The organism is Nonomuraea sp. NPDC049624 (assembly GCF_040675255.1).
Taxonomy (GTDB): domain Bacteria; phylum Actinomycetota; class Actinomycetes; order Streptosporangiales; family Streptosporangiaceae; genus Nonomuraea.
In genome coordinates this window covers 125,437-142,792 of sequence record NZ_JBFAOR010000001.1, presented here as the reverse complement: position 1 = coordinate 142,792, position 17,356 = coordinate 125,437, and the positions used below count along the sequence as shown (strand labels likewise).

The 17,356-nt window shown below is 72.5% G+C and carries 22 protein-coding genes; 11 read left to right on the top strand and 11 right to left on the bottom strand.

Annotated elements, in window-relative coordinates; genetic code table 11:
* Positions 1-11: 11 nt before the first annotated feature.
* Together AB0J76_RS00830 and AB0J76_RS00825 are read right to left on the bottom strand one after the other, a co-directional pair.
* Positions 12-620, bottom strand: coding sequence for a hypothetical protein (locus AB0J76_RS00830; protein WP_352319826.1), 609 nt, complete (start codon positions 618-620; stop codon positions 12-14).
* Positions 617-1,378 carry a MerR family transcriptional regulator gene (locus AB0J76_RS00825; protein WP_352319824.1) on the bottom strand — a complete coding sequence of 254 codons (762 nt, stop codon included), beginning with the start codon at positions 1,376-1,378 and terminating at the stop codon, positions 617-619. Before AB0J76_RS00825 ends, AB0J76_RS00830 begins: the two co-directional genes overlap by 4 nt.
* A 174-nt stretch (positions 1,379-1,552) precedes the next feature.
* On the opposite strand from AB0J76_RS00825, the gene AB0J76_RS00820 reads away from it, so the two are divergent.
* Together AB0J76_RS00820 and AB0J76_RS00815 are read left to right on the top strand one after the other, a co-directional pair.
* Positions 1,553-2,494 (top strand): hypothetical protein, encoded by a 942-nt coding sequence (locus AB0J76_RS00820; protein ID WP_352319822.1) that lies wholly within the window; start codon positions 1,553-1,555, stop codon positions 2,492-2,494.
* Positions 2,495-2,615: 121 nt separating this feature from the next.
* Entirely contained in the window at positions 2,616-2,903 is a 288-nt protein-coding gene (locus AB0J76_RS00815) for a hypothetical protein (RefSeq protein WP_352319820.1), read from the top strand.
* A gap of 73 nt (positions 2,904-2,976) precedes the next feature.
* Here AB0J76_RS00815 and AB0J76_RS00810 read toward each other — a convergent pair whose 3' ends face one another.
* The 3 genes from AB0J76_RS00810 to AB0J76_RS00800 form a co-directional block, all read right to left on the bottom strand.
* Positions 2,977-3,783 carry a CPBP family intramembrane glutamic endopeptidase gene (locus AB0J76_RS00810; RefSeq protein WP_352319818.1) on the bottom strand — a complete coding sequence of 269 codons (807 nt, stop codon included), beginning with the start codon at positions 3,781-3,783 and terminating at the stop codon, positions 2,977-2,979.
* A gap of 118 nt (positions 3,784-3,901) precedes the next feature.
* Positions 3,902-4,258 carry a hypothetical protein gene (locus AB0J76_RS00805; protein ID WP_352319816.1) on the bottom strand — a complete coding sequence of 119 codons (357 nt, stop codon included), beginning with the start codon at positions 4,256-4,258 and terminating at the stop codon, positions 3,902-3,904.
* A 5-nt stretch (positions 4,259-4,263) separates the two neighbouring features.
* Positions 4,264-4,677, bottom strand: coding sequence for a VOC family protein (locus tag AB0J76_RS00800; protein ID WP_352319815.1), 414 nt, complete (start codon positions 4,675-4,677; stop codon positions 4,264-4,266).
* Between the two features lie 92 nt (positions 4,678-4,769).
* Between AB0J76_RS00800 and AB0J76_RS00795 the strand changes: the two genes are divergently transcribed.
* A complete protein-coding gene (locus tag AB0J76_RS00795) occupies positions 4,770-5,696 on the top strand; it encodes a WYL domain-containing protein (protein ID WP_352319813.1) in 927 nt (308 codons plus the stop codon).
* Between the two features lie 6 nt (positions 5,697-5,702).
* Here AB0J76_RS00795 and AB0J76_RS00790 read toward each other — a convergent pair whose 3' ends face one another.
* The gene (locus tag AB0J76_RS00790; protein WP_352319811.1) at positions 5,703-6,149 is read right to left on the bottom strand and encodes a GNAT family N-acetyltransferase; all 447 of its coding nucleotides are present in this window, start codon (positions 6,147-6,149) and stop codon (positions 5,703-5,705) included.
* A gap of 26 nt (positions 6,150-6,175) precedes the next feature.
* The gene (locus AB0J76_RS00785) at positions 6,176-7,048 is read right to left on the bottom strand and encodes a winged helix-turn-helix transcriptional regulator (protein WP_352319809.1); all 873 of its coding nucleotides are present in this window, start codon (positions 7,046-7,048) and stop codon (positions 6,176-6,178) included.
* A 52-nt stretch (positions 7,049-7,100) separates the two neighbouring features.
* Here AB0J76_RS00785 and AB0J76_RS00780 point away from each other — a divergent pair, with 52 nt between their 5' ends.
* Both AB0J76_RS00780 and AB0J76_RS00775 read left to right on the top strand, forming a co-directional pair.
* Positions 7,101-8,366, top strand: a complete 1,266-nt coding sequence (locus AB0J76_RS00780) for an MFS transporter (protein WP_352319807.1) — start codon at positions 7,101-7,103, stop codon at positions 8,364-8,366.
* A 57-nt stretch (positions 8,367-8,423) separates the two neighbouring features.
* Positions 8,424-9,314, top strand: coding sequence for a hypothetical protein (locus tag AB0J76_RS00775; RefSeq protein ID WP_352319805.1), 891 nt, complete (start codon positions 8,424-8,426; stop codon positions 9,312-9,314).
* On the opposite strand, the gene AB0J76_RS00770 is transcribed toward AB0J76_RS00775, so the two are convergent.
* On the bottom strand, positions 9,280-10,197 hold the full coding sequence (locus AB0J76_RS00770; RefSeq protein WP_352319803.1) for a LysR substrate-binding domain-containing protein: 918 nt from the start codon (positions 10,195-10,197) through the stop codon (positions 9,280-9,282). The two genes, AB0J76_RS00775 and AB0J76_RS00770, sit on opposite strands and share 35 nt — an antisense overlap.
* A gap of 79 nt (positions 10,198-10,276) precedes the next feature.
* Between AB0J76_RS00770 and AB0J76_RS00765 the strand changes: the two genes are divergently transcribed.
* Positions 10,277-11,482, top strand: coding sequence for an MFS transporter (locus AB0J76_RS00765; protein WP_352319801.1), 1,206 nt, complete (start codon positions 10,277-10,279; stop codon positions 11,480-11,482).
* A gap of 18 nt (positions 11,483-11,500) precedes the next feature.
* Here AB0J76_RS00765 and AB0J76_RS00760 read toward each other — a convergent pair whose 3' ends face one another.
* Together AB0J76_RS00760 and AB0J76_RS00755 are read right to left on the bottom strand one after the other, a co-directional pair.
* Positions 11,501-13,087 (bottom strand): Coagulation factor 5/8 type domain-containing protein, encoded by a 1,587-nt coding sequence (locus AB0J76_RS00760; protein WP_352319799.1) that lies wholly within the window; start codon positions 13,085-13,087, stop codon positions 11,501-11,503.
* A gap of 121 nt (positions 13,088-13,208) precedes the next feature.
* The gene (locus AB0J76_RS00755) at positions 13,209-13,541 is read right to left on the bottom strand and encodes a MarR family winged helix-turn-helix transcriptional regulator (protein WP_352319797.1); all 333 of its coding nucleotides are present in this window, start codon (positions 13,539-13,541) and stop codon (positions 13,209-13,211) included.
* On the opposite strand from AB0J76_RS00755, the gene AB0J76_RS00750 reads away from it, so the two are divergent.
* The 5 genes from AB0J76_RS00750 to AB0J76_RS00730 all read left to right on the top strand — a co-directional run bounded on the left by AB0J76_RS00750 (position 13,530) and on the right by AB0J76_RS00730 (position 16,691).
* Positions 13,530-13,733, top strand: coding sequence for a hypothetical protein (locus AB0J76_RS00750; RefSeq protein ID WP_352319795.1), 204 nt, complete (start codon positions 13,530-13,532; stop codon positions 13,731-13,733). The genes AB0J76_RS00755 and AB0J76_RS00750 overlap by 12 nt on opposite strands.
* An 82-nt stretch (positions 13,734-13,815) precedes the next feature.
* Positions 13,816-14,454 (top strand): hypothetical protein, encoded by a 639-nt coding sequence (locus AB0J76_RS00745; RefSeq protein ID WP_352319793.1) that lies wholly within the window; start codon positions 13,816-13,818, stop codon positions 14,452-14,454.
* Between the two features lie 172 nt (positions 14,455-14,626).
* The gene (locus AB0J76_RS00740) at positions 14,627-15,121 is read left to right on the top strand and encodes a sigma-70 family RNA polymerase sigma factor (RefSeq protein ID WP_352319848.1); all 495 of its coding nucleotides are present in this window, start codon (positions 14,627-14,629) and stop codon (positions 15,119-15,121) included.
* Complete coding sequence (locus AB0J76_RS00735; protein ID WP_352319791.1) at positions 15,118-15,825, top strand: zf-HC2 domain-containing protein; 708 nt, start codon at positions 15,118-15,120, stop codon at positions 15,823-15,825. Before AB0J76_RS00740 ends, AB0J76_RS00735 begins: the two co-directional genes overlap by 4 nt.
* Positions 15,826-15,842: 17 nt before the next feature.
* Entirely contained in the window at positions 15,843-16,691 is an 849-nt protein-coding gene (locus AB0J76_RS00730; RefSeq protein ID WP_352319789.1) for a PHP domain-containing protein, read from the top strand.
* A 37-nt stretch (positions 16,692-16,728) separates the two neighbouring features.
* On the opposite strand, the gene AB0J76_RS00725 is transcribed toward AB0J76_RS00730, so the two are convergent.
* Entirely contained in the window at positions 16,729-17,325 is a 597-nt protein-coding gene (locus AB0J76_RS00725) for an alpha/beta family hydrolase (RefSeq protein ID WP_352319787.1), read from the bottom strand.
* Between the last annotated feature and the right edge of the window lie 31 nt (positions 17,326-17,356).

The window sequence follows — 17,356 nt, the reverse complement described above, 5'->3', positions numbered from 1 at the left end:
CCCGGGATCCTTCAGCGGGTACGGCTCGGGGAGCGCAGGGCGGCGACCGCGGCGGCGGGGTCGTCGGCGAAGAAGCGGATCGAGGTGACCTCGGCCCGCTTCCCGAGCGGCCGCACCGCGACGACCGGCTCGGTCAGCTCCACCGTCACGTTCGTCCTGGAGGCGACCGCGACGCCGAGCCGCCCGCCGTCCACGCTGATCAGCCGGGCCTCGTTGTAGTTCTGGGCGGTCCGGACGGAGGCGATGAGGGCGCGCGGCACGCGGAGGTCGAAGTAGGCGGCGTACCGGACGCGCAGCTCGTCCTCGGTGACCACGTGGGGCCTGGTGACGGAGGCGGCGGCCATGAAGACCACGAACAGCAGGCTGTACAGGTCGCCGACCAGCACCGGCACGCGGATCGCCGCCGGCACGCCGTTCGCCACCAGCAGCAGGTCCACGACCGCCGTCTCGACGACCATCGCGAACGCGAACAGGCCCAGGGTGAACGCCTGCTCCTTGGCGTACGACACGGCGGTCGCCCCCGCCGGGACGCCGTGCCGCCGTCCGGCCGTCCACAGGGCCACGCTGGTCAGCCCCGCCAGCTCGAACCTGAGCACCGCGCGCACCACGCCCGTCATCACGTCATCTCCTTGGCGTCGGTCTCCGTGAGTTCGGCGAACAGCAGCCGGAGGACCTCCGCCTGCGCGGGCGACAACTCCCCGATCATCGTCTCCATCCAGGACAGGTCGGCCCCTGGGCCGGCGGGCACCATCGCGGCCAGCTCGTCCGGGATGTGGGCGGCCAGGTCCGCGGCGAGCGGCCCGATCCGGTCGTCCCCGGCCGGCGCGTCCGCCAGCTCGTCCAGCCGCCGGTACAGCTCCTGCCCGGCGGCGAGCGCGCCCGGCTCGGTCATCGGGCGCATCAGCTCGGCCAGCCCCGCCTGGCCCTCCTCGTCGGACAGGACGGCGGCCAGGGTCAGCAGCTCGTGGTCGAACGCCCCGAAGGCCGACCCGCCGCCGCCCAGGTCCCGCAGCACGGCCGCCGCGTCGGGGGACATCATCGAATCCGGGCTCAGGCCGGGCTGCGCGAGCAACGCCGCCAGCCGGGCCCGCCGCGCCGCGATGGCCTCCTGCTGCCTGGCCAGGTCGGCGTCCAGCTCCTGCAACGCCTCCCGGAAGTCCACGCCCCGGTCGTCGGCCAGCGCGTCGCGCAACTCCTCCAGCGACAACCCGAGCCCGGCAAGGTGCCGCACCCGCGCCAGCCGTACGGCGTCGCGCAGCCGGTATTCGCGGTAGCCGTTGGGAAGACGTTCGGGCTCGGGCAGTATTCCCAGGTGGTGGTAGTAGCGCACGGTACGGGTGGAAACCCCGACCAGCGCGGCCAGCTCGCCGATCCGCATGCCCTCATTGAACAGTTTGACGCCACGTCAAGGTCAAGCCGGCCTCAGGCGGTGCGGCCGGCGAGGACGTTCAGGTAGCTGATGAGATCGATGCTTCCAGGCGAAGTGCTCATCGAACGAGCACTCTCCGCACGGTCTGAGGAACGTCTGGTCCGGGCCGTTCGTCGTCATTGCGTGAGCCTCTCCCCGGAACTTGACGAACGGCTGCGCGAGGCGTCGGCCAGGATGCACCGCGCCGAACACGTCCGGCGTCTGCGCAGGAACGCCGCGCAGCAGCTCGCGGAGGTCCGCGAGACCCTGAAGGGTCTGGAGTCCGAGCTGGCCGGCGAGGAGCGCGACGTCGCCCGGCTGGAGGGCGGGCTGTCCGCCGTGCTGGCCCGCATGGTGGGCAACCGGGAGGAACGGCTGGCGCGCGAGCGCGCCGAGGTGGTGGTGGCCAGGGAACGCGTGGACGGTCACCGCGCCCGGCTCGCGCAGCTCGAAGCCGACGTCGCGGCGGCCGACGCCGAGCTGGCGGTGCTCGACCCCGCCTCCCGCGAGTACGCGCGGCTGCTGGCCGAGAAGGAGCAGCAGCTCGTCCGCAGCGGCGATCCGCGGGCGCGGGAGCTGGCCGATCTCGGCGCCGCGCTCGACCGGCTGAGCGCCGAGGTGCGCGAGTGCGACGAGGCCCACCAGGCGGGGCAGGGCGCGCACGACGCGCTGGCCGTCGTGCTGCGCCTGCTCGACTCCGCCAGGACGGCCTCCACCTTCGACGTGTTCGGCGGCGGCCTGATCGCCGACGCCTTCGAGCACGACCGGCTGACCAGCGCCGACAAGGCCGCCTGGCACGCTCAGCGGGCTCTGGACGTCTTCTCCCGCGAGCTGGCCGACACCGGCATCGCGGCCCGGCCGGTGATGCCCAAGGTGGACACGCGATGGTTCGTGGACGCCTTCTTCGACAACGTCATCAGCGACGTGCTCAAGCATCAGCGCATCGAGAAGACCAGGGCCGAGGTGCGGAGACTGGCGCAGTGGGTGCGCGAGACCAGGGCGCACCTGAGGGGGCGGCGCGGCCAGTTGCTGGCCGAGCAGTCGCGGCTGCTGACCAGGCGCGAGGAGCTGCTGCGTCCCGAGTAGCCGTTCGTCGAGCGCCACCGATCACTGTCGTCACGGACAGTAGTAATGAAACTGCTCTGCGTGAATGATGGCGAGGACGCCGGCGCCACGGCGCCGTACCTCAAGGGACAGGAACGCGCTCATGCTCCGTACCACGACCAGCCTGACCGGCCTCGCCTCCGCCGCCGCACTCGTCCTGAGCCTGGCGGCCCCCGCCTCGGCCGCGACCGGCACCCTCTACATCAACCGGGCGCAGTACGACGACCCCAGCGGCTGCTACAGCTCCGACAGCGCGAACCCCTTCGTCTACAACCGGACCAACGAGGTGGCCATCGTGTTCCTCCGGCCGGGCTGCGAGGGACCGGTGACCGGGACGGTGCCGCCGAACGACGGCCAGGAGGTGTTCGGCACCAGCGTGTTCATCCGGTAGGGGAAATCGTCCGGCCACGGCCCCGCAGCGTTGTGCGGGGTCGTGGCCGTCGTCGTTCCAGGGAAGGGGCCTCTCACACCGCGGCCGCGCCGGAGGCGAGGGCGACGATGCCGACGACGGTCATCAGGAGCGTCGTGCCGGGGTGCATGGTGATCGAGATGCGGATGTCCTGCTTTTTCCAGACCAGCCAGACGCCGGGGTAGAGGAAGACGAGCTTCGACAGGACCGTCCAGGGGGCCCAGAAGTGGTACACGGAGAACAGGAGGGTGTTGAAGATCGGGGCCCACTTGCCGAGCTGCGGCAGGCGGGGCAGCAGGAAGCCGCGGAAGTAGTACTCCTCGATCAGCGGCAGGGTGAAGCCGGTGAACGGCCCGCAGACGATCAGCGTGGTGAGCACGACCGCCTGGGGGTAGCCCTGGAGGTAGGTGGTGCCGTCGGGGCCGGCGCCCTGGTAGTCCACCCAGGTGAAGAACCAGTCGTAGACGAGGTTGTCCAGCGGGGTCAGCGCGAGCGAGACGACGGTCATCCACACCAGGCACGCGCCCCCGAGCCACATGACCTTGCGGCGCGTGAGCGGCTTGCCGCGGTAGCGGACGACGCCCTCCAGCGTGAAGCGGCCGGTCTGCTTCCTGCCCAGCCACAGCAGGAACAGCTGGAGCGGGAAGAGCACGATCGCGAGGGCCATGGCCCAGGCCGCGAAGATCGGCGCGTCCATCGCCCGCACCAGCGGGGCGGCGACGAACGCGTACACGGCGACGATGGCCGCGCCGGGCACCAGGTGCAGGGCGATGGAGAGCGGGACGGAGTGACGGTCCGCGAGGAGCTTCGCGACGAAGCCTGTCGGGTGGGCGCCGGCCGGGGGCCGCGTTGCTGTGTCCATGCCGGCAATCGTGGACGGGCGACCCGACACGGCCCTGACATCGTTCTGACACGGCTCCGAGCCCCGTGAAAGGCGCACGTCATGAGGGGCCGGAGCGTCCCCGCGGGGCGGGCAGGCGTCAGGCGGGCCACCGGCCGGTGGTCTTGGCGCTCTCGATCGCGGCGTGGCCCGCCGGGCGCATCCGGCCGGCCGCCGTCAGCGCCTCGGCCTTGGCGACGTTGATGGCGGACCAGGGGCTCCGGCGGGTGCGCGGCGAGTAGCGCTGGAGGTAGTAGTCGCTGTCGAAGGCCCTGCGGTGGCTGTCGATCCAGCCGTGGCACAGCGCTTCGTCCAGGGCCTCGTCGAGGGTGACGGTGGTCGCGGCGCTGTTCTTCTTGGCGATCAGCAGCCAGACGTCGGCGGCGGTCCCGTGGTGCTCGGCGAGCCAGGACTGCCAGGCGGCGGCGTCGTGCAGGATCAGGGCGTCGTCGGTCATCGTGGTCAGCCCTTCCGGCTCGCGAGGACGTTCAGGTAGTGGTGGTTGATCATGATGCCGAGGATGTTGCCGAAGGGGTCGCGGACGGAGGCGGTGGTGAAGCCGGGGCCGCGTTCGGTGGGCTGGTCGTAGGGGGTGGCGCCCATCTCCAGCAGCTTCTTCCAGGTGGCGTCGAGGTCGTCGACGGCCCAGTAGGCGATGGCTCCGCCGTCTTCGGTGCTCCAGCCGTGGGGGGCGTAGCGGGCGTCGATGATGCCGAGTTCGTGCTGGTAGTCGCCGACGCGGAACTCGACGTAGGCGGGGTCGCCCTGTTCGGGGCGCTGGAAGTAGGCGGGGATGTCGAGGAGGTCGGCGTACCAGTCGCGGGCGGCGGCGACGTCGTGGGCGTAGAAGCTGATGGTGGTGAGTCCGCGGAGCATGTCCTGTGGCCTTTCGCGTGGTGGCTGGTGAGATCGATGCTTCCAGGCAAAGTGCTCATCGAATGAGCACTTTTTCTGGCATCGTCGAAGACATGAGAGCGGATCGACTGGTGGCCGTCCTGCTGCTGATGCAGGCGCGCGGACGGGTGACGGCGGCGGACGTCGCCGCCGAGATGGAGGTCTCGGTCGCCACCGCGCGCCGTGACCTGGAGGCCCTGTCGGCGGCGGGCATCCCCGTCTATCCGCAGGCCGGGCGCGGCGGCGGGTGGGCCCTGCTCGGCGGCGCCCGCACCGACCTGTCCGGGCTCAAGGCCTCCGAGGCCAGGGCGCTGTTCCTGCTGCTCGGCCCGGCCGCGGCGATCGCGCCGGAGGCCAAGGCGGCGCTGCGCAAGCTGGTCCGCGCCCTGCCGTCGACGTTCCGGCAGGAGGCCGAGGCGGCGGCGGACGCCGTCGTGGTCGATCCGGCCCGCTGGGGCGAGCACCGCCGTACCCGGCCCGTGCTCGTCAACCTGCTGGAGGACGCGGTGGTCCGGCGCCGGAAGGTCCGCCTCACCTACTCCGGACGGGAGCGCGTCGTCGCGCCGTACGGCCTCGTCGACAAGGACGACACCTGGTACCTGATCGCCGGCACCCCCGACGGGCAGCGGACCTTCCGCGTCGACCGGGTCACCGACGCCGAGGTCACCGAGGAGCCGGCCGAACGCCCGGCGGATTTCGACCTCGCGGCGGCCTGGGACGAGGTCGTCACCGCGATGGAGGCCCGGCGCGCGACGACCACGGCCACCGCGACCGTCGAGGCCCGCTACCTGCGCGTGCTGCGCGACCGCTTCGGCCGCCACTGCGAGGTGATCTCCCGCGGCGACCGGGTCCGCGTCAGGCTCACCGCGCCGACCGCGCTGGACATCGCCCGCCAGCTCGCGGGCTGGGGCGACCTCGTCGTCGTGGAGGGCCCGGAGTCCGTCCAGAAGGAGCTGACGAAGCTGGCCGCCCAGATCGCGGCGCTGTACGGCGGCCTCTGACGGCCCCTACCGGGCGGCGTCGCGCCGGTAGGTGTAGAGGATGAGGCCCTCGTGGAACCTGCCGATCTTGTCGTACAGTGCGCGGGCCTGGGCGTCTTCGAGGGTGTTCCAGTAGAGGCTCGGGTAGCCGTGGGCCTCGGCGTCGCGGGCCACCCACTCGATCACCGCCGTCGCGATGCCCCGCCGCCGGAACCCGGCGTCCACGAACAGGTCCGCCATGTAGCACCGCCCGGCGTACCAGACGCTGGCGTGGAACAGGTAGTGCGCGATGCCCACCATCTCGCCGTCCAGGCGGGCGGTGATCCCGCGGGTCTGCTCGTCGTCGATCAGGCGTCGCCAGGTCCGTTCGTAGGCGTCGTCGTCGCGTTCGGTGTCGAAGTAGGCGTCCTGCCCGCGGGCCAGCACTTCCCAGCGGGCGCGGTCGGGTTCGGTCAGGAAGTCGATCTCCAGCATGGTGCCATCCTGCCGTAGGCCGCCGGTCAGCGGTCGCGGACGAGGGCGAGCATCTCGTCCACCGAACCGGCCGGATCGCTGATCGGGAACTGCACGGCCCGGACGACCGAGCCGGGGTCGGCCAGCAGGGTGAGGCGCTTGAACCGGTCGACGCCGGCCGTCCGGAAGGTCGGCAGCAGCAGCCCGGCGGCGAGCCGGTCGTTCTGGTCGGACAGCAGGGGATAGGGCAGTTTCGTGTGCGCGACGAACGCGGCCAGCTGGTCGGGACGCTGGGTGCTCACGCCGCGGATCGTGGCGCCCGCCGCCTCGAAGTCGGCGAACCGTGACGCGTAGGCGAGGGCCTCCAGGGTGCAGCCCGTCGCCCCGGGGATGTCGGCCCAGCCGGGCGGGTGGTCCTGGGCGCCCGGGGCGAATGCGCCGGGGAAGAAGTAGAGCACCGTCCAGACGCCCGGCGCGCCGGGGGCGACCGGCTCGCCGTCATGGCGTTCCAGCAGGACGTCGGGGATCTTCCGGCCGACCAGCTCGTGCACGCGACGGCTCTCGGCGGAGCCGGTCTCGCTGGTGGCGGTCAGGGCGCCGTCGCCCATCACGTGCCTGGTGCCCCAGTCCTGGAGGGCGATGAGCGCGGGCAGCAGACCTTCGCCCTTCGCCGTCAGCACGTAGTCGTGGCGCGGCGGGCGGGTGGAGTAGGGCCGGCGTTCGAGCACGCCGTGTTCGACCAGCTTGGCCAGGCGTTCGGCCAGGGCCCGGCGGCTGACGCCGAGCTCGCGCTGCAGGCCGTCGAAGCGGGTGGTGCCGCCCGCGATGTCGCGCACGACCAGGAACGTCCACCAGTCGCCGATCACGCCGAGCGCTTGCGCGATGCCGCAGTCGGAGTCGGGGAGATCGGCGCGCTTCACGGACTCCAGTATAGTGCGTTCCAGTTTGGAACTTACTAGGCGGAGGTGCGGGATGGGGCTCGGCGGCAAAGGCGGCGCGGCCGTCTTCTGGCGGTGGTGGGCGGCCGGCACGACCAGCGGGGCCGGCTCGGCGGTCGGCGCGGTGGCGTTACCGCTGACGGCCCTGACTGTGCTCGACGCCTCCGCGTTCGAGATGGGCCTGATCGCCGCCGCCGGTTACGTCGCCTGGATCGTGATCGGCCTGCCCGCCGGGGTGATCGTGCAGCGGCTGCCGATGCGGACGGTGCAGGTCGCCGCCGACCTGGCGCGCGCCGCGGCGGTCGCATCCATCCCGCTGGCCTGGTGGCTGGACGAGCTGACCATCGCCCAGCTGGTGATCGTGGCCCTGGTGATCAGCTTCGCGAACGTGCTCTTCGACGTCGCCAACGCGACCTTCCTGCCGTCGATCGTGAGCAAGGAGCAGTTGCAGTCCCGCAACAGCCTGATCTCCGGCACCCACGCCACCACCCAGCTCGGCGGGCCGTCGGTCGGCGGTGTCGTCGTCCAGCTGCTCGGGGCGGTGCCCACCCTGCTCGTGGACGCGGTCAGCTACCTCGTCTCGGCCCTGCTGCTGCGGACCCTGCCCGAACGCCGCCCCGAGAGCCCCGACAGCCGGCCGCCCATGCGCGAGATGATCCGCGAGGGCTGGCGGTTCGTCGCGCGTCACCCGGTCATGGGTCCGTGCATGTGGGCCGCCACCGCGGTGAACACGGTCTGCGGGGCGCAGCACGCGCTCTACGCGCTCTACCTGGTACGCGAGCTGCACGCCGAGCCCGGTCTGGTCGGCCTGCTGCTGGCGGTGGAGGGCGTCGGCACGCTGGTCGGCGCGGCGTCGGCGAGCCGGCTCACGGCCCGGTTCGGCACCGCCCGTACGCTGGTCGGCTCGGGCTTCGTCGCGGTGGCCGGAGCGCTCGTCATCCCGCTCGGCGACGGCCGGCCGGGCTTCGCCGCGTTCGCCGTCGGCAACGTGGTGTTCGCCGGCGGCGTCGTGGTGCTCAGCGTGCTGACCAGGACGTACCGGCAGCTCGCCAGCCCGCCCGAGCTGCTGTCCCGGGTGATGGCCACGGTCCGTTTCGTCTCCTGGGGCGCGATCCCGGTCGGCGGGCTGGTCGCGGGGGTGATCGCCGGGCTGCTCGGCGCGCGGGCCACCCTGTTCGTCTTCGTCGTCGCGGCCGTCTGTGCGCCGCTGGTGCTGCTGGCCTCGCCGATCCGGCGCCTGCGCGACCTCACCGACCATCAGGAGAGCACCGCAGGCTCGCAGGGCGTGCCGATCACATGATGATTCGCGGAAGTGGCGGTGACGTCACGGCGATCTTGCGGCGACAGGATCACAGCCATGAAGCGCATCCCCCTCTTCCTCTCCACCGCCGCGCTGCTGACGCTGGTCGCCACGCCGGCCCAGGCCGCCGCGCTGCGCCCGATCGTCGTGCAGCCGTACGGCGACCTCACCGAGGGCGTCACCGTCGCCCCGGACGGCACGATCTACGTCGGCCTGCTGACCAAGGGCGAGATCAGGAAGGTCGACACCACCGGCACCGACAGCCTGCTGGCCGCCCTGCCCATCGGTGAGGGCAAGCTGAACGGCCTGGCCACCGACCGCCAGGGCAACGTCTACGCCGCGCTCAACTCCGGTGCAGCCGCCACCAACGGCATCTGGCGGATCACCCCCTACGGCGAGGCCAAGCTCTACGCCGCGCTGCCGATCGGCTTCGCCAACGGCCTGGCCTTCGGCCCCGACCGCGCGCTCTACGTCACAGACACCACGAACAGCGTCGTCTACCGCGTGACCGACGGCAAGGCGGCGGTCTGGGCCAAGTCGTCCCTGTTCGTCGGCTCGGACGGCACCGGGGCGAACGGCATCGCCTGGCGTTCGGGCGCGTTCTACGTGGCCGTGTCCGACGAAGGACAGATCGTCCGCGTCCCGTACGGCAAGGGCGGCAAGGCCGGCGTGCCGACCGTGTACGTCAAGGACGCCAAGCTGGCCGGCGCCGACGGCGTGGCCTTCGACGTGCGCGGACAGCTCTACGTGCCGAGCTACACGGGCAACACCCTCAGCATCGTGCGCACCGGCGGCGGCGTGGAGGTGCTGGCCGACAAGCTGGACAGCCCGGCCAGCCTGGCCTTCGACGGCAGGGCGCTCTACTTCGTCAACATCGGCGGCAACGGCGCGCCCAGCCTGATGAAGACCAAGGTCAAGCTCCCCGGCCAGCCGCTGCTGCGCGGCTGACCCCGCTCCCGCCGCCGTCGGCCGGCGGGCCGATCAGGCCGAGGAACGCCGCGGCCGCCGCGGACGGGTGGGCGCCCCAGATCAGGTGCTCCACCCGGGCCGGCGCGTCGCGGAGGCGGACGAGGCCGAGGTTCGGAAAGCGGGGGGCGTACGCGGCGGGGAGCAGGCCCACGCCGAGGCCGTGCCGGACCAGGTCGACCATGAACTCGGCGGAGGTGACCTCGAAGGCGACCTCGCGGTGGACGCCGGCCGCCGCGAACGCCACGTCCGACTGGATGCGCCCGGCGTGACCGGCGCGGAAGTCGATGAACGGCTCGTCGGCGAGGCCGCGCAGGTCGCTCTCGCCACCCGCGAGTGGGTGGTCCGGCGCGACGACGGCGACCAGTTCGCCCCTGGCCAGCGGGCGGCTCTGGACGGCCTTCGGCTCCGCGCGGGTCGGCAGGCCGAGGAAGGCGACGTCCGTCTCGCCCCGCCGGACGCGTTCGATCAGGTCTTCGCTGCCGGCGGAGACCAGCGTGATGCGCACCCGCGGGTGCCGGCGGCGGAACTCCTTCAGCACGACCGGCAGGTCCACGGCGGAGACCGTGGGGATCGAGCCGACCGCGAGCCGCCCGCGGATCTCCCCGCTGACCGCCGCGACGTCGGTGCGCGCCCGGTCGGCGGCTTCCAGGCAGTCGCGGGCCGCGGGCAGGAACGCCTCCCCGGCCGTGGTCAGCCGCACCCGGCGGCTGGTGCGCTCGAACAGCCGGGCCCCCAGCTCCCGCTCCAGGGCGGCGATCTGGTGGCTGAGCGCCGACTGCACGACCCGGCAGCGCTCGGCGGCGCGGGTGAAGTTGCTGGTCTCGGCGACGGCGAGGACGTACCGCAGCTGCTGAAGCTCCATGGATCAATCGTGTCAGACGATCGATCGTGATGAAAACTATGTGTTGGACTCATCGATGGAGTGTCGGCAGGCTGGTCGCATGACGCAAACTCTTTCTCCGCAGGCGACGCGCTCCGCCTTCCGGGCGTGGGCGGGGGTCGCCGCGATCACGGCCAGCCTTTTCGTCTTCCTCACGACCGAGTTGATGCCGGTGGGACTGCTGACCCCGCTCAGCGAGGATCTGGGCATCTCCGTGGGCGCGGCCGGGTTGATGGTGACGTTGCAGGGCGTGTCGGCCGGGCTGGGCGTGCCGTTCATCGTGGCCTGGTCGCGGCGGGTCAACCGGCGGGTGTTGTTGTCGGTCCTGCTGGCGGTGCTGGCCCTGGGCAACCTGGTGACCGGCATCGCGCCGAACTACGGCGTGATCCTGACGACGCGGCTCCTGCTGGGCTTCGCCAGCGGCGTGTTCTGGGCCATCGGCGTGAGCATGGCGATGCGGCTGGTCGAGGAACGGCACGCCAACCGGGCCGCCGCCATCGTGATGTCCGGCATCTCGATCGCCACCGTGGTCGGCATCCCGCTCGGCACCTTCCTGGAGAGCCTCACCGACTGGCGCACCACGTTCCTCATCTGGAGCGGGCTGAGCGGGCTGGTGTTCCTGGCGGTCGCCTTCGCGATCCCGTCGCTGCCGTCGGCGAACGCCGTCTCGGTGCGCGAGGTGTTCGGGCTCCCGCTGCGGAACGTGCCGCTGCGCATGGTGCTGTTCACGGTGGTGCTGTTCGTGCTCGGCCACTTCGGGGCCTACACCTTCGTCCGGCCCTTCCTGGAGGCCAACGCGGGCGCCTCGCCGCTGCTGGTGACCGGGGTGCTGATGGTGTTCGGGGTCGCCGGCGCGATCGGCAACTTCGTCGCCGGGCACACCGTGAGCCGCAGCCTGCGGGGCAGCTTCGTCGTCGGCGCCGCGGGGCTGGTGGCGGCCATGCTGCTGCTGCTCGCGATCGGCGGCAGCGCCACGGGGGCGATCGTGGCGCTGGTCGTCTGGGGGCTGTCGTTCGGGGTGGTGCAGCTCGCCCAGGTCAACATGACGCTCGCCGCCGCGCCGGAGACCTTCGAGGCGGCCATGTCGCTCAACACGATGGCGTACAACACCTCCATCGCGCTCGGCGCGCTCTTCGGCGGGCTGTTCGCCGACAACGTCGGCGTCACCAGCGTCGTGTGGTTCGGCGTGGCGCTGACCGCTGGCTCGCTGCTGCTCAACCTCGCCACCGGCCGGCGGACCTCGCGGTCCGTCCAGCCGGTCGCGTGAACGACGGGGACGCCCGCCTCACGGCAGTCGCCGCGCGGCGGTCGCCTCCCAGGTCCGCAGGTACGATTCCGCGCCGCCCGCCAGGTCACGGACGATGTCCTGACCGGCGAGCAGGCGCATGTCCTCGATCCAGTCGGGGACCAGGCCGTAGTTGGCCACGCCGTCGACGTTGACGTCCCAGACCCGCTGCCCGGTGCGCTGGCGGTCGAGGCGCACGCTCCCGTCGAAGGACGTGAACGGGTACGTCACCGGGTTCGCGGCGTTGCCCGCGCGCGGGGCGGGCAGGCGGCCCATGCCGTTGACGTCCAGGCCGTAGCCGTATCCGGGCACGTTGTACTGCTGCCGCAGCGGCGCGGTGCGCCGCCACTCCGCGACGAAGTCCGGGGAGTTGTGGCCGTACTGGGTGATCATGCCGCCGAGGGCGTAGATGCGGCCGAAGAAGCCCGGGTCGGCCCAGCTGTGGGAGGAGATCACGCCGGGGTAGCGGGCCGCCTCCAGCAGGCCGAGCGTCTGGGCCGCGGCCTTCACGCTCATGTGGTCGATCTCCACCATCATGCCGCGCCGGATCAGCCCCTGGACCATGTACGTGCCGAGCGAGGTCAGCCCCCGGGTGTTGCAGTGGGGCGCCGGCGGATACAGCGGCAGCGAGACGCCCGGTGGCAGCAGCCGCGCGATCTGGTCGGGCAGCACGCCGGCCGGGTCGATGGTGTTGTCGTGCTCGGGGCCGGTGCAGGTGCGGGCCTGCCAGAACGAGCCGGTGGACAGCAGGTTGCCGACGTTGACGATCGCGCCCTGGGTGCCGGAGTCGAAGCGCACGCCGCACAGCGCGTTGTCGTACTTGTGGCAGACGAACATGCTGCGCACGCCGAGCGCGTACATCTCGTCCAGGCCCCGGTCGATCTGGGACTTCGTGCACTGCGGGATGCCGAGGATCTGCCGGCAGCCGAACGGCTCCGACGTCTCGATCCCGAGGACGACGGCCAGCTTGCCGGCCGCGGCCACGCTCCTGGCCTCCGCGGGGTCGTTCACGAGGCGGAACCAGCCGCGTCCGGGGCCGCCCGACTCGGCGTCGATGTGGTCCTGCAGCTCGCGGGCCCGCTGGGCCTGCAGGCGGATGGACGTCATCTCGTCGCAGGAGTACTTCTTCAGCGGGTAGATCGCGCACAGCTGCCGGTTGGCCACCAGGTCGTTGACCAGCACCCGGAGCCCGCCGCGCCAGGCGCGCTCGACCCAGGTGTAGTACGCCTGCTGGTGGGTCAGCGAGTCGTGGGCCGGCCAGTCGCGGAAGGTGGGCCAGCCCACCGGGTCGTGGGTGCCGGTGGGCTTGCCGGTCCTGGTGAAGTTCTCGTACCAGGCCAGCTCGCCGTTCGGGTAGTGGTCGGGGCAGTCGGTCAGCGCGTGCTCGATGCCGTCGGGGTCGAACGGCTTGCCGCACATGAGCATGCCGCCGAACGTCTCGTAGGAGAACAGGTGGCTGTGGCCGTCCACGAAGCCGCTCACGGCGGCGGCGGCGTGCGCGGCGGCGGTCGGGACGGACGGCGCGACCAGCGCGCCGGTCAGGAGAAGGACGGCTGCGGCCGCCCGGCGGATGAGACGGTGGAACACGGGACCACCTCCCAGGCTGCGGTACCGGGGTCGCCGCAAGCATCCACCGCCGGAAGGGTCCCGGCAAGACCGAACATGAGCTGATCTCATCTAAATCCGCTCTAAATCCGGGACCGAAATGTCAGGCGCCCACGTCGTCGGCCAGGCGGCCGAGGTAGGCGCCGAACCGCCGCCGGTCCGGCTCGTCCCAGGACGCGGTCAGGTCGTCGAAGACGTGCCGCTGCCATTGCCGGGCGGCGGCCAGCAGGGCCTCGCCGCTGCCGGTGACCCGCAGCGCGGCCCGGCGGCGGTCGTGCTCGCTGGTCTCGCGGACGAGATGGCCGGCGGCGACGGCGTCCCTGACCATGCGGCTGGCGCCCGAGTGGTCGAGGCCGAGCTGGTGGGCCACGGTGGCGACGTCCGCCTCGCCGGGGGAGCTGCGCACCGCCTCCAGGACCAGGACGTGCCCGGCCACTACGCCTTCCTGCTGGACGACGACGCCTTCGACGCGCTCCTGGCCCGGCTCGCCGCCGACCCGGACGTCGAGTACGGCTCGGGCCCCTGGAACGGCTGGGACCGGCGGACCAACGACCTGGGCGGCGGCAGGGGCGTCTACGTGCGCGACCCGAACGGCCACAGCTACGAGTTCTTCACGGCCGTTCCATGAGTTTTCCGCATGGGAGCCGTTGAACCCGGGCCGCGCGGGACGGCGTACACCCTGACGACGAGCACCGAGCCGGAGGACGGCGATGGACAGTCAGGGATGGGGTGGCGGGCTGGCCCTGCGGCCGCGCGACTACCTGGGGATGGGCGAGCCGCTGGCCGACGTGGTCGCGGCGGCGGGGCCGTACGAGGGGGAGGCGTTGCACCGGCTCGCGCTGGGCACGGCCGCCACCATGGCCAGGCTGCATCTGACCGGGATCGCGGGGCTGCGGCTCGGGCCGCACAACGTGCTGGTCGGGCCGCTCGGCGAGGCGTCGTTCGCGCCCGGCCCGAGGAGCAGCGACCTCCCGCCGGCCGACGTGCGCGAGTGGGCCGACGTGATCGTCTTCGCCGCGGCCGGGCACGCCGGGCACGTTAGGGGCGGCGCGGGCCTCGATCGGTTGCCGCCCGTGCTGCGAGGCCTGGTCGACCGGTGCCGCCGGCCGGACCCGGCCGCCCGGCCGACGGCCATCGAGCTGGTACGCGTCCTGCTCGGGCACGCGGCCTCGGCCCGGCACGCCTCGGTGCGCGACCTGCTGCGCGAGGCCGAGGCATGGGCCGGCCCGCACGAGCCGGCGCGTCCGGAGGCACGTACGGAAGCACGTCCGGAGGCACGTACGGAAGCACGTCCGGAGGCGCGGTCGCGAGCGGCGGGGCGGCACGGGCGGGCGTCATCGGGTGAATGATCAGCTTTTATCGTTGAATGAACAGGTGGGGCGATTGATGCAAATCCCGTATCTTGTTCCTCGCCCGTGCTAGGGCAATAATTCAATATCAGTAGTTATCCGGGCGACATTTCATGATGTACGCAGCGCGAGGAGTCGCCGCGTGAATCATCGTGTGACCGACGAGGCCATGGTGCGGGCCCTGTACCGCGAATACGGGTCCCCGCTGATGGCCTTCGCCGTGCGGCTGACGGGCGGCGACCGGCGCTGGGCGGAGGACGTCGTCCAGGAGACGCTGGTACGCGCCTGGCGCAACCTCGGGGACCTGCGGACCGACAACGGCTCGTTGATGCCCTGGCTGGCCACCGTGGCCCGCCGGGTCGTGATCGACGACCGGCGCCGGGCCGGCACGCGTCCCCTCGACACCGTGGAGGAGGTCCCGGAACGGGCGAACGCCGTGGCCGCCGAGGACGACCGCCTGCTGCGCGAGATCGTGGTGACCGACGCCATGCTCTCGTTGTCGCCGGCGCACCGCCAGGTGCTCACGGAGACCTTCCTGCGCGATCGTACGCTGCAGGAGGCCGCGGAGACGATCGGCGTGCCCGTGGGCACGGTGAAGTCCCGCGTGTACTACGCGATGCGGGCGTTACGCGTCGCATTGGAGGAAAGGGGGGTGGGGCTCCCGTGAACGAAGTGCACCACGAGGACGTGGCGGCGTACGCGCTGGGCCTGCTGGACGACGACGAGCGCAACGCCTTCGAACGCCACCTGCACGGCTGCCCGAGCTGCGCCGGCGAGGTCGGCGCGTTCGCGGCCATGGGGGAGCTGATGCGCGACGTCGACCCCGACGACCTGCGCGCCGGGCCGGTCGAGTCGGAGCTGGAGTCGCCGGTCGAGTCGCTGCTGGTGCGCCGGGCCGCCGTGGAGCGCCGCCGCCGTGCCCTCCACCGGGGGCTCATGTCGGCCGCCGCGTGCTTCCTCGTCGCGACCGGCGTCTTCCTCGCCGTCAACGCGGCGACCTCGGGCCCCGACCCCGACAGCGTGCACAGCCCCGCCCGCGCCCTGCTCATGACCGGCCGCACCTACCCGGTCAACGACCCCGCGACCGGCGTGTCCGGGGTGGTGGGCGTCGAGGACAAGGGCTGGGGCACCCACGTGGCGCTGGAGCTCAAGGGCGTCAAGGGGCCGCTGAAGTGCCGGCTGGTGGCCTTCGGCGACGACGGCCGCTCGGAGACCGTGGCGAGCTGGGGCGTGCCCGACAAGGGGTACGGCGTCCCGGGCGCCCCCGACCCCCTGCTGCTGCACGGCGGCACCAGCCTCACCCAGGACGACCTCAACCACTTCACCATCGAGACCCTGGACGGCCGCATCCTCGCGACCGTGCAGGTGTGACCGCCTACCATCGAGCGATGCGCATCGACCTGCACAGCCACAGCACCGCCTCCGACGGCACGCAGCCGCCGGCCGACGTGGTGCGCCGCGCCCGCGAGCGCGGCCTCGACGTGCTCGCGCTGACCGACCACGACACCGTCGCCGGCCACCGGGCGGCCGCCGAGGCGCTGCCCGAGGGCCTGACGCTGGTGCCGGGCATGGAGCTGTCGTGCCGGCGGGCCGGGCAGAGCATCCACCTGCTCGCCTACCTCTTCGACCCCGCCGACCCCGAGCTGCTGGCCGAGTGCGAACGCATCCGCCGGGCCCGCGAGGAACGCGGCAGGCTGACCGTCGAGCGGCTGGTCGAGCTGGGCGTGCCGATCACCTGGGAGCAGGTGTCCGCGGTGGCCGGCGACAGCCCGGTCGGACGGCCGCACATCGCCCGCGCCATGGTCGCCGCGGGGGCCGTGGCCGCGCCGGAGGAGGCGTTCACGCCCGAGTGGATCGGCGCGGGCGGCCGCGCGCACGTCACCCGCTACGCCCTCGACCCCGTACGCGCGGTCCGCCTTGTGCGGTCGGCCGGCGGGGTGCCCGTGCTGGCCCATCCGAAGGCGGTCCGGCGTGGCGAGGCGGTGCCCGACGAGTGGATCGCCGAGCTGGCCGCGGCCGGGCTCTTCGGCGTGGAGGCCGACCACCTCGACCACGACGACGAGGCCCGCGCCCGCCTGCGCCGCCTCGCCGCCGGGCTCGGCCTCGAAGTGACCGGGTCGAGCGACGACCACGGCGAGCTGACCGGCCACCGCCTGGGCTGCGAGACCACCGACCCCGAGGTCTACGCGCGCCTGCTCGCCGAGGCGAAGGGCGCCGCACCGATCACGGGCCGTTGAGAGCGGCCCGATCAGAGGCCGTTGAAGGCCGCACCGATCACGGCGCGCTGAAGTACGTGGTGAACCAGTCGCGGGCGTGTTCGGCGACGCTCTCCAGCGCGCCCGGCTCCTCGAACAGGTGGGTGGCGCCGGGCACGACGGTCAGGCGGTGCTCGGCGCTCAGATGCCGCTGCGCCTCCTCGTTCAGGTCGATCACGATCGGGTCCCGGCCGCCGACGATGAGCAGCGTGGGCGCGCGTACCGCGGCCAGCCGCTTCCCGGCCAGGTCCGGCCGCCCGCCGCGGGAGACGATCGCCGCGATCCGGTTGTCCGGCTCGGCCGCCGCCCACAGGGCCGCCGCCGCGCCCGTGCTCGCGCCGAAGTAGCCGATCGGCAGCCCCGCCGCCTCCTCGTGCCCGCGCAGCTCCTCCGTACGCTCCAGCAGCCGCCCGGCCAGCAGCCCGATGTCGAACACGTTGGCCCGGTCGGCCTCCTCCTCGGGCGTGAGCAGGTCGAACAGCAACGTCGCCAGGCCGGCCCTGTTCAGCACCTCGGCCACGTAACGGTTGCGCGGGCTGAGCCGGCCGCTGCCGCTGCCGTGCGCGAACACCACCACCCCCCGGGCGGCGTCAGGGACGACCAGGTCGCCGGTCATGCTTCACCTCCGACGGGCGCGCTGCCCCGCT

What these genes read in the sequence shown, in the direction of transcription:
- AB0J76_RS00805 (WP_352319816.1), bottom strand. Translation starts at nt 4,258, where the DNA reads ATGACCGACGACGCCCTGATCCTGCACGACGCCGCCGCCTGGCAGTCC.
- AB0J76_RS00745 (WP_352319793.1), top strand. Translation starts at nt 13,816, where the DNA reads ATGGACAGTCAGGGATGGGGTGGCGGGCTGGCCCTGCGGCCGCGCGAC.
- AB0J76_RS00810 (WP_352319818.1), bottom strand. Translation starts at nt 3,783, where the DNA reads ATGGACACAGCAACGCGGCCCCCGGCCGGCGCCCACCCGACAGGCTTC.
- AB0J76_RS00780 (WP_352319807.1), top strand. Translation starts at nt 7,101, where the DNA reads ATGGGGCTCGGCGGCAAAGGCGGCGCGGCCGTCTTCTGGCGGTGGTGG.
- AB0J76_RS00725 (WP_352319787.1), bottom strand. Translation starts at nt 17,325, where the DNA reads ATGACCGGCGACCTGGTCGTCCCTGACGCCGCCCGGGGGGTGGTGGTG.
- AB0J76_RS00815 (WP_352319820.1), top strand. Translation starts at nt 2,616, where the DNA reads ATGCTCCGTACCACGACCAGCCTGACCGGCCTCGCCTCCGCCGCCGCA.
- AB0J76_RS00770 (WP_352319803.1), bottom strand. Translation starts at nt 10,197, where the DNA reads ATGGAGCTTCAGCAGCTGCGGTACGTCCTCGCCGTCGCCGAGACCAGC.
- AB0J76_RS00765 (WP_352319801.1), top strand. Translation starts at nt 10,277, where the DNA reads ATGACGCAAACTCTTTCTCCGCAGGCGACGCGCTCCGCCTTCCGGGCG.
- AB0J76_RS00825 (WP_352319824.1), bottom strand. Translation starts at nt 1,378, where the DNA reads ATGCGGATCGGCGAGCTGGCCGCGCTGGTCGGGGTTTCCACCCGTACC.
- AB0J76_RS00800 (WP_352319815.1), bottom strand. Translation starts at nt 4,677, where the DNA reads ATGCTCCGCGGACTCACCACCATCAGCTTCTACGCCCACGACGTCGCC.
- AB0J76_RS00790 (WP_352319811.1), bottom strand. Translation starts at nt 6,149, where the DNA reads ATGCTGGAGATCGACTTCCTGACCGAACCCGACCGCGCCCGCTGGGAA.
- AB0J76_RS00795 (WP_352319813.1), top strand. Translation starts at nt 4,770, where the DNA reads ATGAGAGCGGATCGACTGGTGGCCGTCCTGCTGCTGATGCAGGCGCGC.
- AB0J76_RS00775 (WP_352319805.1), top strand. Translation starts at nt 8,424, where the DNA reads ATGAAGCGCATCCCCCTCTTCCTCTCCACCGCCGCGCTGCTGACGCTG.
- AB0J76_RS00730 (WP_352319789.1), top strand. Translation starts at nt 15,843, where the DNA reads ATGCGCATCGACCTGCACAGCCACAGCACCGCCTCCGACGGCACGCAG.